This is a genomic window from Streptomyces bungoensis (assembly GCF_001514215.1).
Classification (GTDB): Bacteria; Actinomycetota; Actinomycetes; order Streptomycetales; family Streptomycetaceae; genus Streptomyces; species Streptomyces bungoensis.
In genome coordinates, this window is the sequence record NZ_KQ948863.1 from 12,054 (window position 1) to 30,694 (window position 18,641).

Here is an 18,641-nt window from a genome sequence, read left to right on the forward strand (position 1 = left end):
GTGTGCCCGCGGGCTGCCCGCGACCGCCGCGCCGGGTCCGCGCGCCGCCCCCGCCCGAAGGACTTCTCCCCGATGACGGACCTGCACGCCCAGCAACCCGCCGCGCCCGCCTCCGCACCGGCCGGCACCGCCCCGCCGGCCCGCGCGGAGGACGCCACCCGTCACGTCCCGCTCGGTGACCTGTTCACCCGGTGGGTGACGCTCGACCCGCACGCCCCCGCGGTGACCGACGGCCGGCGCACCTGGACGTACGGGGAACTCGCGCGGCGGGCCGCCCGTCTCGCCGCCCACCTCGTGGCGAGCGGCGCCGGGCCGGAGCGGACGGTGGCGCTGGTCCTGCCGCGTTCGATGGAGCTGATCGCCGCCGAACTGGCCGTGGCCCTGGCCGGTGCCGCCTTCCTGCCCGTGGACCCCGGCTATCCGGCCGAACGGCGTGCGCTGATGCTCGCCGACGCCGCACCGGCCGTCGTGCTGGACGACCCGGACCGGGTCCGCGCGCTGCTGGACACCGGGGACCGGGAGCCGTACCCGTCCGGGAGCCGGGTCCTGCCCGACCACGCGGCGTACGTCATCTACACCTCCGGCTCCACCGGCACCCCCAAGGGCGTCACCGTCACCCACCGCGGCATCGGCGGCTTCGCCGCGGCCGCCGCCGAGCGGTACGCCGCCGGCCCGGGCGACCGCGTGCTGCAGTTCTCCTCACCCAGCTTCGACGCCTCCGTACTGGAGCTGTGCGTCTCCGTCCTGTCCGGCGCCCTGCTGGTCGTCCCCCCGGACGGGCCCTGGCTGGGCGACGAACTGGCCGCCGTCCTGGACGAGCACCGCATCACCCACGCCCTCATCCCGCCCGCCGCCCTCGCCACCCTGCCCGACCCCGCGGCCACCGGCGGCGCGCCGCACCTGCGCACCCTGATCGTCGGAGCCGAGGCGTGCCCGGCCGCGCTCGTCGACCGGTGGGCGCCCGGCCGCCGCATGATCAACTCGTACGGGCCGACCGAGGCGACCGTCGTCGCCACCTGGACCGGACCGCTGACCGCCGGCACCGGGACACCGGCCATCGGCGGCCCGCTGCCCGGCACCGAGGCCCACGTCCTGGACGCGGCGATGTGCCCGGTGCCGACCGGGACCGACGGCGAGCTCTACGTGGGCGGCGACGGGCTGGCCCGCGGCTACCTCGGCCGCCCCGGCCTGACCGCGACCCGGTTCGTCGCCCACCCCTTCGGGCCGCCCGGCGCCCGCCTCTACCGGACCGGCGACCGGGTGCGCCGCAGGACGGACGGCCAGCTGGAGTTCCTCGGCCGCGCCGACCGGCAGGTGAAGGTGCGCGGCTTCCGCATCGAGCCCGGCGAGATCGAGACCGCGCTGACCCGCGACCCCGGCGTCCGCGAGGCCGTCGTCGTGGTCCGCGACGAGGAGCCCGCCCGCGGCCGGCTCGTCGGCTACGTCACGCCCGCCGACCCGGCCCGCAGACCCGAGCCCGCCCGGCTGCGCGCCGCCCTCGCCGCCGTCCTGCCGGCCCACATGGTGCCCTCCGCCCTGGTCGTCCTGGACGCGATACCGCTCACCCCGCAGCACAAGACCGACCTGCGGGCCCTGCCCGCCCCCGGCGGCGCGCCGGCCGAGGAGCACGTCGAGCCGCGCACCGACGCCGAGCGGACCCTGGCCGGGATCTGGGCCGACGTCCTCGGCACCGGCACCGTCGGCGTCACCGACGACTTCTTCGACCTCGGCGGCGACTCGATCCTCGCCGCCCGCACCCTGACCCGGATCCGGGAGACCCTCGGCGTCCGGCTCTCCCTGCGCGACGTGTTCACCGCCCGGACCGTCGCCGCGCTCGCCCCGCTGACCGCCGAGCCGTCCGCCGCCGCGCCGCCCGACCCGATCCCCTCCGCCCCGCAGGGCGAGCCCGTCCCGCTCTCCAGCGCCCAGCGGCGCCTGTGGTTCCTCGACGACCTCGCCGGCGGCGGAGCCGAGTACAACACCGGCGTGGCGCTCCGGCTGCGCGGCCCGCTCGACACGCCGGCCTTGCGCCGCGCCCTGGAACGGCTCGCCGCCCGCCACGACTCCCTGCGCACCACTTTCGCCACCGTCGACGGCCAGGGCGTCCAACTGGTCGCCGCCGAAGCGGTGCTGCCGCTGCGCACCGCCGATGCCGGGCACCTGCCCGACGACCGGCGGGACGACGCCGTGGAGCGCCTGCTGACCGAGGAACTGCGCCGCCCCCACGACCTGGCGACCGGACCCCTCACCCGGGCGCTGCTCGTCCGCCGCGCACCCGAGGACCACGTCCTGCTGCTGGCCCAGCACCACATCGTCACCGACGGCTGGTCGGTCGGCGTCCTGACCCGGGACCTCGCGGCGCTCTACCGCGCGGAGGCATGCGGCGAACCGGACGGCCTTCCCCGGCCCGGCGTGCAGTACCCGGACTTCGCGCTGTGGGAGCGCGCGCGGCGCACCGGCGACGCGGACGCCGACGACCTCGGCTACTGGAAGCGCCACCTGGCCGGCATGCCGCAGCTCGAACTGCCCACCGACCGGCCCCGGCCGGCGGTGCGCACCACCGCGGGCGCGGCCCACCGCCACGACCTCCCCGAGCCCCTGGTGAACCGGCTGCGCCGGCTGGCCCAGGGCCGCGGCACGACCGTCTTCACCCTGTTCGCCGGGGCGGCGGCCGTGCTGTTCTCCCGCTACTCCGGACAGCGGGACGTGGCGTTCGGCACCGTCACCACCGGGCGGGACCGCCGCGAACTGGAGGACGTGACGGGCTTCTTCGCCAACACCGTGGTGCTGCGCGGCGAGGTCGACGACGCCGTCACCGTCGACCGGTTCGTGGAGTCCATGCGCGCGACCGTCCTGGACGCCTTCGCGCACGACGGCGTCCCCTTCGACCGGGTGGTCGAGGAACTGGCCCCGCCGCGAGACCCCAGCCGCACACCGCTGGTGCAGGCGCTGGTGGTGCAGCAGACGGCGCCCGACCGCCCGCCGGCGGCGGCCGGGGTGCGGATCGAGGAGCACCCGCTGCCCCGCCCGGCCGCCCGCTTCGACCTCGTGCTGGAGTTCGCGCCGCGCGCCGACGGCGGCTGCGAGCTGACCGTCGAGTACAACACCGACCTGTACGACGCGACGACCGCGGCCCGGATGAGCCGGCAGCTGCACCGCCTGCTGGAGGGCATGGCGGACGGCCCGCACCGGACCCTGGCCGAACTGCCGCTGCTCTCGGACGACGAGCGGCGCACGCTCCTGGACTCCTGGAACCCGCCCGCGCCGGCCGGCGACCGCGCCGACGGCACCACGCTCCCGGCGCTGTTCGAGGCCCAGGTGCGCCGTACCCCCGACCGGACCGCCGTGACCTGCGGCGCCACCCGGCTGGACTACGCCGCGCTGAACCGGCGCGCCAACCGGCTCGCCCGGCTGCTGACGACGCACGGCGCGGGCCCGGAGTCCCTGGTGGCACTCTGCCTGCCGCGCTCCGCCGACCTGCTGCCGATGCTGTGGGCCGTCCTGAAGTCGGGCGCCGGGTACCTGCCCGTCGACCCCGGCTACCCGGCCGAGCGGATCCGCTACATGCTCGCCGACGCGGCCCCCGCCCTCGTCGTCGCCACCCGCGAGACCGCCCACGCGCTCCCCGACGACTGCGAGCCGCTGCTGCTGGAGGACACCGAGCCGTCCGGCGACGGTGAAGCGGACCTGACCGACGCCGACCGGATCCGGCCGCTGCACCCGTCCCACCCCGCCTACGTCATCTACACCTCCGGCTCCACCGGCCGCCCCAAGGGCGTGGTCGTCACCCACCGCAGCGTGGCCGCGCTTGCCGCCTGGGCCGGGGAGACGTTCGGCGCGCGCGGGCTGGCGCACGTCGTCGCGTCCACCTCCCTCAACTTCGACGTGTCCGTCTTCGAGCTGCTGTGCCCCCTGACGGCCGGGGGCGGCGTCGAGGTGGTCGCCGACCTCCCGTCCCTCGCCGACGCTCCCGGCCCGCGCGAGGTGGGACTCCTCAGCGGCGTCCCGTCCGTGCTGTCCCGCATGCTCGGCGCCGGCGGCGCCGTCGAGGCCGGCACCGTCGTCCTGGCCGGCGAGGCCCTGCCCGCCCGGACCGTGCGGGACATCGCGGACGCCATGCCCTCGGCCCAGGTGGCGAACCTCTACGGCCCGACCGAGGCGACCGTCTACGCCACCGCCTGGTTCGCCGACGGCACCGTGCCCGACCAGGCTCCGCCCATCGGCCGCCCCGTGGCCCGCACCCGCGCCTACGTGCTTGACCGCCTCCTGCGCCCCCAACCCCCGGGTGTCACAGGTGAGTTGTACCTCGGCGGCGGCGGACTGGCCCGCGGCTACCTGCGCCGCCCGGGGCTGACCGCGGCGCGCTTCGTCGCCGACCCGTTCGGCGCCCCCGGCGACCGCATGTACCGCACCGGCGACCTGGTGCGCTGGAGCGCCGACGGCCGGCTCGAATACCTCGGCCGCATCGACCAGCAGGTCAAGGTGCGCGGCTTCCGCATCGAACTGGGCGAGGTGGAGGAGGCACTGCGCCACTGCACCGGCGTCACCGAGGCCGCCGCGACCGTCCGCGACGGCGACGGCCACCGCCGACTGGCCGGCTACGTCGTCCCCGCCCCCGGCGCCCGCGTGGACCCGGAGGCGGTGCGCCGCGAACTCGGGCGCACCCTGCCCGACTACATGGTCCCCGCGGCCGTCGTGGTGCTGCCCGCCCTGCCGCTCAACGCCAACGGCAAACTGGACCGCGGGCGGCTCCCCGAGCCCGCACCGGCCGGAACGGCCGCGCGCCACGTCGCCCCCCGCACCGCCACCGAACGGACCCTCGCCGCCATCTGGGCCGACGTCCTGCACGTGGAGCGGGTGGGAGCGGACGACAACTTCTTCGCGCTGGGCGGCGACTCCATCCTCAGCATCCAGGTCGTCGCCCAGGCCCGGCAGGCGGGCCTGACGATCACCTCGCGGGACGTCTACCGGCACCAGACGGTCGCCGCCCTGGCCCGCCGCGCCGACGAGGCGGGAAGCCGGCGCCCCGCCGCCGCACCGGCACCCGCCGAGGCGACCGGCTCCGCCCCGCCGACCCCCATCCAGCACTGGCTCTTCGACCATGCCGCCGAGCGGGCCGGGCACTTCGGCCAGACCCTCTCGGTGGAACTGCGCGCCGGCGTCGACGCGAGGGCACTCGAAGCCGCCCTCGACGACGTGATCACCCACCACGACGCCCTGCGCTCCCGCTTCCTCCCCGACGGGGAGGGCGTACGGTGGCTGATCGACGGCCCGGCCGCCCGCTTCCGCCTCGGCCACCACACCGGCCCGGACACCGACACCCCGCACCTCGGCCCCCACGACCTGCGCCACGGACCGCTGCTGCGTGCCGTCCTGCACGACCGGGGCCCCGGACGGCCGCCCGTACTGCACCTGGCCGTCCACCACCTCGTCGTGGACGGGGTCTCCTGGCGCCTGCTGCTGGAGGACCTGGACCTGGCCTACCGCGCCCGCCGCGCCGGCGGGGACGGAGCGGCGGCGCTGCCCCGCAAGTCGTCCCCGCTGCGGCAGTGGGCCGAACGCCTCGCCGCGCACGCCGCCGCCGGCGGCTTCGACGACGAGAAGGAGTACTGGACGCGGGCGACCGCCGGCGCCCGGGCCGCCCTGCCGGCCGACCGGACGGGCACCAACACCTACGCCTCCCAGCGCGCGGTGACGGTACGCCTCGGCCCGCACGACACCGAAGCGCTCCTGCGCACCCTGCCCGAGACCTACCGGACCCAGGCCAACGACGTCCTGCTCGCCGCCCTCGGCCGGGTGCTGTGCGGCTGGACCGGGCACGACCGGGTGCTGGTGGACGTCGAAGGCCACGGCCGCGAGGACCTGTTCGCCGACGTCGACACCAGCCGCACCGTCGGCTGGTTCACCACCCGCCACCCCGTCGCCCTCGCCGTCCCGCCCGAGGCGGACTGGGACGCCGTGCTCAAGCAGGTCAAGGAGCAGCTGCGTGCGGTGCCCCGGCACGGCCTGGGCCACGGCCTCCTGACCCCGCCGGGCCGCGACGACGCACCGCTGCCGGCGACCCCCGCGCAGATCAGCTTCAACTACCTGGGCCGCTTCGGGCTCGCCGGGACCTCCGAGGGCCTCTACGGCGGCCTGTTCCGCCCGCTGGAGCTGGACGCCGACCCCTCGGCGGCCCGCCCGCACGCCCTGGAGGTCGTGGGCCGGCTGGACGGGGACGGCCTGGAGTTCACCTGGTTCTACTCGGACCAGCTGCACCGGCGGGACAGCGTCGAGGACCTCGCCGGGCGGTTCGCCGACGCGCTGTCCGGCCTCGCCCGCCACGCGTCCCGGCCCGGCGCCGCCGGACGCACCCCCTCGGACTTCCCGCTCGCCCGGCTGGACCAGGCGCACGTCGACCGCATCGCGGGCGAGGCCCCCGCGGACGTGGAGGACGTCCACCCCCTCACGCCCACCCAGGCCGGCATGCTCTTCCACCGGCTCTCGCAGGACGACCGCGGCGTGTACTTCCAGCAGCTGACGTTCGTCCTGGACGGCGTGGCGGACCCGGCCGTGCTGGCGGACGCCTGGCAGCGGGTCACGGACCGCACGCCGGTGCTGCGCGCCCGCGTGGTGTGGCAGGACGTGCCCGAGCCGCTGCTGGTGGTGCAGCGCCGCGCGGCCGTGCCGGTGGAACGGCTCGACTGGCGCGGCCTGTCCGACGCCGAGCGCGACGAGCGGCTGCGCGCACTCCTCGACCAGGACCGCGCCCGCGGGGTCGACCTGACGCGCGCGCCGCTCCAGCGCCTGGTGCTGGCCCGGGTCTCCGACCGCGCGGTCCGCGTCGTGTGGTCCTTCGACCACCTGATCCTGGACGGCTGGAGCCTGTTCCAGGTCCTCTCCGACGTCTTCGCCCGCCACGCCGGCCTGACGGGTGCGGCACACGCGCCCCTGCCCGACCGCCGCCCCTTCCGCGACTACGTCGCCTGGCTGCGGGACCGCGCCGACCGGGCCGAGGCCGAACGGCACTGGCAGACCCGCCTGGACGGCCTGGACGAGACCACCGCGCTGCCCTTCGACCGCGAGCCCCGCGAGACCCACCGCGCGGAGTCCACGCGGGCGGTACGCGTCACGGTGCCCGAGACCACCACCCGTGCCCTGCGGAGCCTGGCCAGGACGGCGGGCCTGACCATGAACACCCTCGTGCAGGGCGCCTGGGCCGTGCTGCTCGGCCGCCAGGCGGCGACCGGCGAGGTGGTCTTCGGCACCACCGTCTCCGGACGGCCGCCCGAGCTGCCCGGGGCCGACGCCATGACCGGCCTGTTCATCGCGACCCTGCCCACCCGCGTGACCGTGCCGCGCGACGAGCCGCTCCTCACCTGGCTGGCCCGGCTCCAGCAGGAGCAGAGCGAGGACCGCCGCCACGACCACGTGCCGCTGCACCGCATGAAGGCGTTCACCCGGCTTCCCGAGCGCGCCGCCCTGTTCGACAGCATCGTGGTGTTCGAGAACTACCCGGTCGACGACTCGCTCGCCGCCGCGCACGGGCTGCGGCTCACCGGCCTGGACGGCATCGAGACCACCAACTACCCGCTCAGCCTCGTCGCCTACCCCGGCACGGAACTCGCGCTGCGCCTCGGCTACGACCCGGACCTCTTCGACGCCGCCACCGTCGAGCGGATGGCCGAGTACCTCACCGTCCTGCTGGAGGGCCTCGCCGTCGCGCCGGGAAGCACACCCGCCCGCCTGCCCCTGCTGACGGCCGCCCGGCGCGAGCAGGTGCTCCACACGTGGAACGACACCGCCACCGGCACCCCCGCGGCGACCACCGCGGACCTGTTCGCCGCGCGGGTGCGGCGCACCCCCGACGCGGTCGCGCTGCTGGCCGGCGACGAGCGGCTCACCTACCGCGAACTCGACGACCGGGCCGCGGCACTGGCCGCCCGGCTGGCCGCGCGCGGGGTCCGCCCGGAGGTCCCCGTCGGCGTCCTGATGGACCGCTCGGCGTGCCTCGTCGTCACCCAGGTCGCCCTCGCCCGCCTCGGCGGCGTGTACGTCCCCCTCGACGGCAGGGCGCCCCGGGAGCGGCTGCGCACGATGCTCGTGGAAGCCGGCGCCGACCTGCTGCTCACGGACGGGGCCTGGGAGGAGACGGCCACGGTCCTCCTCCCGCAAGGCCACGTGCTGCGGCCGGACGACGACGGCGCCGCGGCCGCGGAGCCGGCGGCCGACTCGCGCGTCCACCCGGACAACGTCCAGTACCTGATGTTCACGTCCGGTTCCACCGGCACCCCCAAGGGTGTGGCGGTACGGCAGCGTGACGTCGCCGCGCTCGCCCTGGACCGCGCCTTCACCGGCCACGACCGGGTCCTCGTCCACTCCCCGCACGCCTTCGACGCCTCCACCTACGAGCTGTGGGTGCCGCTGCTGCGCGGCGGCACCGCCGTACTCGCCCCGCCCGGGGACCTGGAGGCCGCCGCCGTGCGCCACGCGATCACCGAACAGGGGGTGAGCTGCCTGTTCCTGACGGTCGGTCTGTTCCGCCTGCTCGCCCAGGAGGACCCCGCCTGCCTGTCCGGCGCCCGCGAGGTGTGGACCGGCGGCGAGGCCGTGCCCGGCTCCGCCGTACGACGCGTGCTGGACGCCTGCCCGGGCCTGACCGTCGTCGACGTGTACGGCCCGACCGAGACCACCACCTTCGCCACCCGGCGGGTCTTCCGCGCCGGTGACGCGCTGCCCGCGACGCTGCCGATCGGCCGCCCCCTGGACGACACCCGCGTGTACGTCCTGGACGGCGCGCTGCAGCCGCAACCGCCCGGCATCCCGGGCGAGCTGTACCTCGCGGGCGCCGGACTCGCCCGCGGCTACACCGGGCGCCCCGGCGCGACGGCGGCCCGCTACCCGGCCGACCCGTTCGGGCCGCCCGGAGGCCGGATGTACCGCACCGGCGACATCGTGCGCTGGAGCGCCGACGGCGAACTGCACTTCGTGGGACGTGCCGACGACCAGATCAAGATCCGCGGCTTCCGTGTGGAACCCGCCGAGATCGAGGCCCGGATCACCGCGCACCCGGCGATCGCCGAGGCGGTGGTGTCCGTGTCGCGCCACGCGGGCCGCAAACGCCTGGTCGCCCACCTGGTACCCGCCCCCGGCGCGGCGGTGCCTCCGGCGGCGGAACTGCGCGACCGCCTCTCCGGCGGCCTGCCCGACTACATGGTCCCGGCCGCGTTCGTCACCGTGGCCGAGCTGCCCCTGACCGCGAACGGCAAGGTCGACCGGCGGCGCCTGCCCGAACCCGACCTGTCCACGGCCGCCGACACCGCCTACCGTGCGCCGCACACCGAGGCCGAGCGGGTGCTCGCCGGGATCTGGGCCGAACTCCTCGGCGTGGAACGGGTCGGCGCCGACGACAACTTCTTCGTGCTGGGCGGCGACTCGATCGTCAGCATCCAGGTCGTCTCCCGCGCCCGCACCGCCGGGCTGGCGCTGACCCCGAGGGACCTGTTCCGGCACCCCACGCTCGCCGCCCTGGCCACCGCCTCGACCGGCGCGGCCGCGACCGTCGCGGGCACCGGCCCGGTGACCGGCGAGGCCGGGCTCACCCCGATCCAGCACTGGTTCCTCGACGCCGAGCCGCCACGCCCGGCGTACTTCAACCAGTCCGTGCTCGTCGAGACGGCCGGGGACGTGGACAGCGGCGCGCTGGCCGCGGCCCTGGCCGCGCTGTGGGCCCACCACGACGCCCTGCGCGCCCGCTTCACCCGCGCCGCGGACGGAACCTGGCACCAGGAGATCGCCGCTCCGGACACCGAGGCCCCCCGCCTGCTGGACGTCCACGACCTGAGCGCCCTCGACGCCGAGGCCGCCGCACAGGCCGAGGACCACCTCTCCCAGGAGGCGCACACCGGCTTCCGGCTGGACACCGGCCCGCTGATCACCGCCAGGCTGTTCACCCGCGCGGACCGGGCCGCACGCCTGCTGCTGGCCGCCCACCACCTGATCGTCGACGGCGTCTCCTGGCGCGTCCTGCTGGAGGACCTGGAGACCGCCTACCGCCAGGCCCGGGCCGGCGAGCCGATCCGGCTGCCGCAGCGCACGACGTCCGCGCGCGCATGGGTGCGGCGGCTTACCCGGCGCACCCGCCAGGGGGACTTCGCGGCCCAGCGCGCCCACTGGGAGGCCGTGTCGCGGCACTGCGCCGAACCCCTGCCGGTGGACCTCGACGGCGGCAACACCGCCGCCGACCTGCGCGCCGTGACCGTACGCATGGACCGCCGGCGGACCGACGACCTGCTGCGCCGGGTGCCCGGCGTCTACCGCACCCGCATCGACGACGTCCTGCTGACCGCCCTCGGCCGCGTGCTGGCCGACTGGACCGGCCGCGCCACCGTCGCCGTGGGACTGGAGGGGCACGGCCGCGAGGACCAGCTCTTCGACGACCTCGACCTGTCCCGCACGGTCGGCTGGTTCACCAGCCTCTTCCCGGTCGCCCTCGAACTCCCCGACGGGGACTGGGGAACGGCGCTGAAGTCCGTCAAGGAGCAGCTGCGGGCCGTACCCGACCGGGGCGTCGGCTACGGCGCCCTCCGCCACCTCGCGGGCGACGAGACGCTCGCCGCCGCACCGCTGCCCGGCATCAGCTTCAACTACCTGGGCCGGTTCGACTGGTCGGCCGACGGCGGCGCGCTGGTCGGGTCCGTCCCCGGCGGCCTGGGCGGCGCCGAGGATCCCGGGGCGCCGCGCCCGCACCTGCTGGACGTGGTGGCCCGCGTGGAGGGCGACGAGCTGGAGATCACCTGGCACTACAGCGGCGGACGCCACCGCGAGGAGACGGTCGCCGCCCTCGCCGCGGGCATGCGGCGCGCACTGGAGGAGATCGTCGCGCACTGCGCCGCCCCGGACGCCGGCGGCCGCACGCCCTCGGACTTCCCGCTGGCCCGGCTCGACCAGAGCGCCGTCGACCGGATCGCGGGCGACGGACGCACCGTGGAGGACGTGTACCCGCTCACGCCGATGCAGGCGGGCATGCTGTTCCACAGCCTGATGGACTCCCGGGCCCGCACCTACGTGAACCAGGTGCAGGTGGTGCTGCACGGCGTCACCGACCCGCACGCGCTCGCCGAGGCGTGGCAGCACACGGCGGACGCCAACCCGATCCTGCGCACCCGCCTGGTGTGGCAGGAGACCGCCGAACCCCTCCAGGTGGTGGAGCGGCGGGCCGCCGTGCCCGTCACCCACCACGACTGGGCCGGGCGGCCCGCCGGGCAGTGCGCGCGGGACATGGAGTCGCTGCTCGACGCGGACCGGCGGGCCGGCATCGACCTGGGGGCGGCCCCGCTCACACGGCTGGCGCTGATCCGCCTGGCACCGGACCGGGTGCGCATGGTGTGGACGTTCCACCACGTCCTGCTCGACGGCTGGAGCGCGGCGCAGGTGTTCGACGAGGTGTGCGAGCGGTACGCGGCGCTGACCGCCGGACGCCGCCCGCAGGTGCCCGGCCGGGCACCCTTCGCCGACTACCTGCGGTGGCTGGCCGCCCAGGACACCGGCCGCGCGGAGCGCTACTGGCGCGACACGCTGGCCGGCTTCGCCGCGCCCACCGCGCTGCCGCGTGACCGGCGTCCCGCCGAGGCCCACCGCACGTCGTCGTCGGGGACGGTCCGGGTGGCCCTCGGGCAGGAGGTGTCGGCGCGGCTGAAGGAGACCGCGCAGCAGGCCGGGCTGACCGTCAACACGATGCTCCAGGGCGCCTGGGGTCTGCTGCTGCGCCACTACGGCGGCGGCGACGACGTCGTCTTCGGCACGACCGTGTCGGGACGCCCGGCCGAACTGCCCGGCGTGACCTCCATGGTGGGCCTGTTCATCAACACCGTGCCCACCCGGCTGCGGATCGACGGCGGGCGCCCCCTGCTCCAGTGGCTGCGCGAGGTGCAGGCCGCCCAGTCCGAGGCCCGCGGCCACGACTTCGTCTCCCTGGCCCAGGTGCAGGCCTGGAGCGAGGTTCCCGGCGGCACCAACCTGTTCGACAGCATCGTCGTCTTCGAGAACTACCCCTTCGACGCAGGCGCCCTGGCCCGGCACGGGCTCGCCGTCGAGCAGGAACGCGACCTGGAGCCGACCAACTACCCGCTCAGCGTGGTCGTCGCCCCCGGCGACGACGTGACGGTGTCCCTCGACTACGACCCGGCGGCCTTCGACGCCGCCACCGTCGAAGGGCTCGGTGCGGGCCTGCGCACCCTGCTGGCCGCCATGGCCGACGGCACGGACCACCGCCTGGCCGACCTGCCGGTGCTCGCGCCGGACGACGGCCGCCGCCTGCTGGACCGGCTCGCCGGACCGGTGGCGAGGCCGCCGCACCGCACCCTGCCGGACGCCTTCGCCGCTCAGGCCGCCCGCACTCCCGACGCCCCGGCCGTGACCGCCGGCGCCGAGCACCTGACGTACCGGCAGCTCGACGAGCGCGCCAACCGGCTGGCCCGCCTCCTGATCGACGCCGGGGCCGGACCGGAGCGGTTCGTCGCGCTGGCCCTGCCCCGCACCGCCGACCTGATCGTGGCGCTCCTCGCGGTCCTCAAGAGCGGCGCCGCCTACCTCCCGGTCGACCCCGGCCACCCGGCGGAGCGCATCGCGTTCCTCTTCGACGACGTCCGGCCCGACGCGGTGATCACCTGCGCGGAGACCTCCGGGCGGCTGCCGGACGGCCCGTACACGCGGATCGCGCTGGACGACGCGGCCTGCGCCGGGCGACTGGCCGCCGCGTCCGCCGCCCAGGTGGGTGACGGCGAGCGGCGGGGCACGCTGCTGCCGGACCACCCCGCCTACGTCATCCACACCTCCGGCTCCACCGGCCGGCCCAAGGGCGTCGTCGTCTCCCACGCCTCGGTGGCGGCGCTGGCCGACTGGGCGGCCGCCGAATTCACCGGCCGCGGACTCGCGCACGTCGTGGCCTCCACGTCGCTCAACTTCGACGTCTCGGTGTTCGAGATCGTCTCCCCGCTGCTGGCCGGCGGCCACGTCGAGCTGGTCCGGGACGTGCTGGCCCTCGCCGAACGGCCCGGGCCGTGGCGCGCCGGACTGCTCAGCGCCGTCCCCTCCGCCCTCGGCCGCCTGCTGGCCGAGGACACCGTGCGCGTCACGGCCGACACCGTCGTCCTGGCCGGCGAGGCGCTGCCCGCCCGCGCCGTCCGCGAGGTGCACGCGGCGATCCCCGGCTGCCGGGTCATGAACATCTACGGCCCCACCGAGGCCACCGTCTACGCCACCGCCTTCACCTGCGACCCGGCCGACCCCGACCGGGACCCGCCCATCGGCCGGCCCGTCGGCGGTGCCCGCGCCTACGTCCTCGACGCCCGCCTGCGCCCCGTGCCCGTGGGGGCGCCCGGCGAGCTGTACCTCGCCGGGACCGGCGTGGCCCGCGGCTACCTGAACCGGCCCGGCCTGACCGCGTCCCGCTTCCTCGCCGACCCGTTCGGCCCGCCCGGCGGCCGCATGTACCGCACCGGCGACCTGGTCCGCTGGACGGCCGACGGCGACCTGCTGTACCTGGGCCGGACCGACGACCAGGTCAAGGTGCGCGGCTTCCGCATCGAACTCGGCGAGGTCGAGGCCGCGCTGGCCGGGCACCCCCGGGTGGCCGCGGCCGCCGCCCGGGTCGTGGAACACGACGGCCACAAGCGACTCGTGGGCTACGCCGTGCCCCGGGGCGGCGACACCCCCGCACCGGCCGACCTGCGGGCCTTCCTCGCCCGGACGCTGCCCGACCACCTGGTCCCGGCCGTCGTGGTGCCGCTGGAGCGGCTGCCGCTGGGCGCCACCGGCAAGCTCGACCGGCGTGCCCTGCCCGCACCGGTCTGGTCCGCCCCCGCCGCGGAGGGCACCCGGCCGCCGCGCACCGACGGCGAGCGGACGCTCGCCGCGATCTGGTCCGAGGTGCTGGGCGTGGCGGACGTGGGCGCGACGGACAACTACTTCGCGCTCGGCGGCGACTCCATCCTCGGCATCCAGATCGTCTCCGCCGCCCGCCGGGCCGGCCTCGCGCTGACGCCCCGGCACCTCTTCCAGCACCAGACGGTCGCCGAACTGGCCGCGGCGGTCGAGGAGGTCCCGGCCGCGACGGCCGACGCCGAACAGGGCCCGGTCCTCGGGGACGTCCCCCTCACCCCCGTACAGCACTGGCTGTTCGACACCCTCGCCGGCGACCCGGCCCGCCTCACCCAGGCGATGTCCTTCGAGCTGGCGCCCGACACCGACGTGACGCTGCTGCGCGCCGCCCTCGCGGCGGTACTGGAGCAGCACGACGCGCTGCGCATGCGCTACGAACAGGACGGTGAGGGACGCCGGCGCCAGTACGGCACCGCGCCCGGCGCCGCGCCGCACCTCGAAGTGCACGACGCGCCCGAGGAGCCGGCCGCCGTGGCCGCGGAGCTGTGCGCCGGGTTCGACCTGGAGCGGGGTCCGCTGTTCAAGGCCGCCGTGTGCCGCCCCGAAGGCCACCACCGCCCGCCCGTCCTGGTGCTGGCCGCCCACCACCTGGTCGTCGACGCGGTGTCCTGGCGCGTTCTCCTGGAGGACCTCGACGCCGCCCACCGGGCCCTGCGCGCCGGGGCCACGCCCGACCTGGGGGCCAGGACGACGTCCTTCCGCACCTGGGCCCGGCGCCTGGCCGCGTACACCGCGGACGGCGGCTTCGACGACGAGCTCGCGCACTGGAGCGGCCTGCGCCCCACCGCCCTGCCCACCGACCTCGCCGGCGGCAACGCGGGCGCCGACGAGGAGACCGTGACGGTGAGCCTCGGCGAGGAGGACACCCGCCGGCTGCTGCAGGAGGTGCCGGACGCCTACCGCACCCGCGTCAACGACGTCCTGCTGTGCGCCGTCGGCCGGGTCCTGGCCCGCTGGACGGGGGAGGACCGGGTGGTGCTCGCGCTGGAGGGCCACGGCCGCGAGGACCTCTTCGCGGACGTCGACCTCGCCCGTACCGTCGGCTGGTTCACCACCATGTTCCCCGTGGGCCTCGACGTGCCCCGCGGCGCCGACCTCGGCACCGCGCTGAAGACGGTCAAGGAGAACCTCCGGGCCGTACCTCGCGGGGGAGTGGGCTACGGCGCGCTGCGGCACCTGCACCCCAGGGCGGGACGCGACCTGCCCGGCCTGCCGCAGGTGGGCTTCAACTACCTCGGACAGCAGGACCGGACCGCCGCCGCCGACGGCCTCCTGCGGGCCCCCCGCGGCGGGCTGACCGGCGGCATGGACCCCTCTGCGCAACGGCCGCACCTCATCGACGTCCTCGGCCAAGTCACCGGAGGGAGAATGGAGTTCACCTGGTCGTACTCCCGGCGGGTGCACCGGCACGACACCGTCGCACGCCTCGCGCGGGAGACGGCGGAGGAACTCCGGGAGATCGTCCGGCACTGCGCCGAGCCGGGCGCCGGCGGCCGCACCCCGTCGGACTTCCCGCTGGCCGCGCTGGACCAGGCGGCCGTCGACCGGCTGGCCGGCGACGGGCGCGACGTCACGGACGTCTACCCCCTCACCCCGACGCAGACCGGCATGGTCGTGCACGGCATGGACGAGCCCGGCGAGGGCCTCTACGTCGAGCAGATCACCTTCGTCGCGGACGGCGTGCGCGAGCCCCGGCTGCTCGCGGCGGCCTGGCAGCACGTCGTGGACCGCACGCCCGTGCTGCGCACCGCCGTGGCCCTGGGCGAGGTCCCGGTCCCGCTGCAGACCGTGCACCGCCACGTCACCCTGCCCGTCACCGAACTCGACTGGAGCGGCCTGGACCCGGCGCGGCGGGACACCGCACTCGAGCGGCTGCTCGACGAGGACCGCGCACGCGGCATCGCCCTGGACCGCCCCCCGCTGCTGCGCGTCACCCTGATCCGGCTCGGCCCCGACGAGGTGCGCGTGGTGTGGACCTTCCACCACGTCCTGCTCGACGGGTGGAGCGTCTTCCACGTCCTGTCGGACGTGATGGCCGCACACGCCGCGCTCGCCGCCGGCAGCGAGCCGGAACTGCCCCGGCGGAGGCCCTTCGCGGACTACGCCGCCTGGCTGGCCGGCCGGGACGCGGCCGCCGCCGAGGAGCACTGGAAGACCGCCCTCGCCGGGTACGCCGCGCCCACCGCGCTGCCCTACGACCGCAGGCCGGCCCCGGGCGCCGCCGCCCGGTCGGGTACCTGGCTGTCCCGGCGGCTCGGCGCCGACGGCACCGCCCGGCTGACGGACTTCGCCCGCCGCCACCGGCTCACCCTCAACACCCTGGTGCAGGGCGCCTGGGCGCTGCTGCTGGCCCGCGCCGGCGGCGAGCGGGAGGTGTGCTTCGGCACCACCGTCTCCGGCCGGCCCGCCGACCTGCCGGGCGCGGACACGATCACCGGCCTGTTCATCACCACCCTGCCCGCCCGGATCACCGTGGACGAGTCCACGCCGTGCGCGGCGTGGCTGCGGGAGCTCCAGGCGGCCCGCGCGGAGGACCGGCGCTTCGACCACGTGCCGCTGACGGACCTCCATCAGTGGAGCGAACTGCCGCCCGGCACCGCCCTGTTCGACAGCCTGCTGGTCTTCGAGAACTACCCCGTGGGCGACGCCACCGCCGGCGCGCACGGCGTGCGCATCCGCGACCTCGACGCCCGCGAGGCGACCAACTACCCGCTCACCGTGGTGATCTCGCCCGGCGACGAGCTGAGCGTGGAACTCGGCTACGACCCCCGGTACTTCGACGAGGCGACGGCCGAGGCCCTGGCCGCCCGGCTGACGCACACCCTGACCGCCCTCGCCGCGTCCGGTGACCGGGCGCCGCTGCACACCGTCGACGTGCTGCCGCCCGCGGAACGCCACCGGCTGCTGCACGGCCCCGCACGCCCGCAGCTGGCGCCGGTGCCCCCGGCGACGCTGCCCGCGCTGATCGAGGCCGCGATCGACCGCCGGGCCGACCGCACCGCCCTCGACACGGGCGAGTCGCGGCTGACCTTCGCCGAGGCGGAGGCGCGCGCCAACCGGCTGGCACACCACCTCGTCGCACGCGGGGCCGGGCCCGGCGACCTCGTCGCGCTGGTCCTGCCGCGCTCGGCGGACATGGTCCTCGCCCAGCTCGCCGTCGCCAAGGCGGGCGCCGCCTTCCTCCCGGTGGACCCCGGCTATCCGGCCGAGCGGGTCGCGCTGATGCTGCGCGACGCGGACCCCGCCGTCACCCTCACCGCCGAGGAGGTCGCCGGCCTGCTCACCGCGCCGCCCGACGGCACACCCGGCCACCGGCCCACCGACGCCGACCGGATCCGCCCGCTCCACCTCGACGACCCGGCGTACGTCATCTACACCTCCGGCTCCACCGGAACCCCCAAGGGCGTCGTCGTCACCCACCGCGGGCTGGCCGGCTTCGCCGCCGCCGAGGCCGCGCACTACCAGGTCCGCCCCGGGGACCGCGTCCTGGCCTTCGCCACACCCAGCTTCGACGCCTCCGTACTGGAGCTGTGCATGGCGTGGCCGAGCGGCGCGGCCCTCGTCGTGCCGCCGCCCGGCCCGCTGCTCGGCGCCGAACTGGCCGGCTTCCTGCGCACCGCGCGCATCACGCACACCCTGCTGCCGCCCGCCGCGCTCGCCACCCTCCCGCCGGACACCCCCGGCACCCTGCCGGACCTGCGCACCCTGGTGGTCGGCGCGGACGCCTGCCGGGCCGAACTGGCCGCCCGGTGGGCACCGCACCACCGCATGGTCAACTCCTACGGGCCCACCGAGGCGACCGTCGTCGCCACCTGGTCCGACCCGCTGGAGCCGGACGGCGGCGCGCCGCCCATCGGCCGCGCGCTGCCCGCCACCCGCATCTACGTCCTCGACGCGCGCCTGCGCCCCGTCCCCGACGGCGTGCCCGGCGAACTGTGGCTCGCCGGCCCGGCGCTGGCCCGCGGCTACCTGGGCCGCCCCGGCCTGACGGCGACCCGCTTCACCGCCGACCCGTTCGGACCGCCCGGCACCCGCATGTACCGCACCGGCGACCTCGTCCGGCGCGACGCCCGCGGCGAACTGCACTACCTCGGGCGCACCGACCACCAGCTCAAGCTGCGCGGCCACCGCATCGAGGCCGGCGAGGTCGAGGCGACCCTGGTGCGCCACCCGGCCGTACTGGACGCCGTGGTGAGCGTGCGGGAGGACGAGCCGGGGCTGCCGCGCCTGGTGGCCCACCTGCTCGTCGCGCCCGGTGCCGAGCCGCCCGCCTCCGCGGAGCTGCGGGCCCTCGCCGCCCGGACCCTGCCCGGCCCCATGGTGCCCTCGGCGTTCGTGACGCTGGACCGCTTCCCGCTCACGGAGAACGGCAAGACCGACCGCGCCGCGCTGCCCGCGCCCGGCCCCGAGACGCAGGAGCCGGCCGCCGGGCACGTGCCGCCCCGCACCGCCACCGAGGAGGCCGTCGCCGCCCTGTGGGAGGAGGCCCTGGAGACCACCGTGGGCGCCGAGGACGACTTCTTCGACCTGGGCGGCGACTCCCTGCGCGCCCTGCGGATCGCCTCCCGCGCCAACGACCTCTTCGGCGTGACCCTCACGCCCCGCGACGTCCTGGTCAACCGCACCGTCGCCGCCCTGGCGGACCTGGTGGAGGAACAGGTGCTGAGCGAACTCGAAGACGCCGCACGCGGCGACAGCGACCACGAAGAACGGTGAGGACC

Annotated in this window: 1 protein-coding gene; it reads left to right on the top strand. The window is 76.6% G+C overall.

Going from position 1 to position 18,641, the window contains the following annotated elements:
* Positions 1 to 72 precede the first annotated feature (72 nt).
* Positions 73 to 18,636 (top strand): non-ribosomal peptide synthetase, encoded by an 18,564-nt coding sequence (locus AQJ66_RS23855; RefSeq protein WP_061926044.1) that lies wholly within the window; start codon positions 73 to 75, stop codon positions 18,634 to 18,636.
* The last annotated feature ends 5 nt before the right edge of the window (positions 18,637 to 18,641 follow it).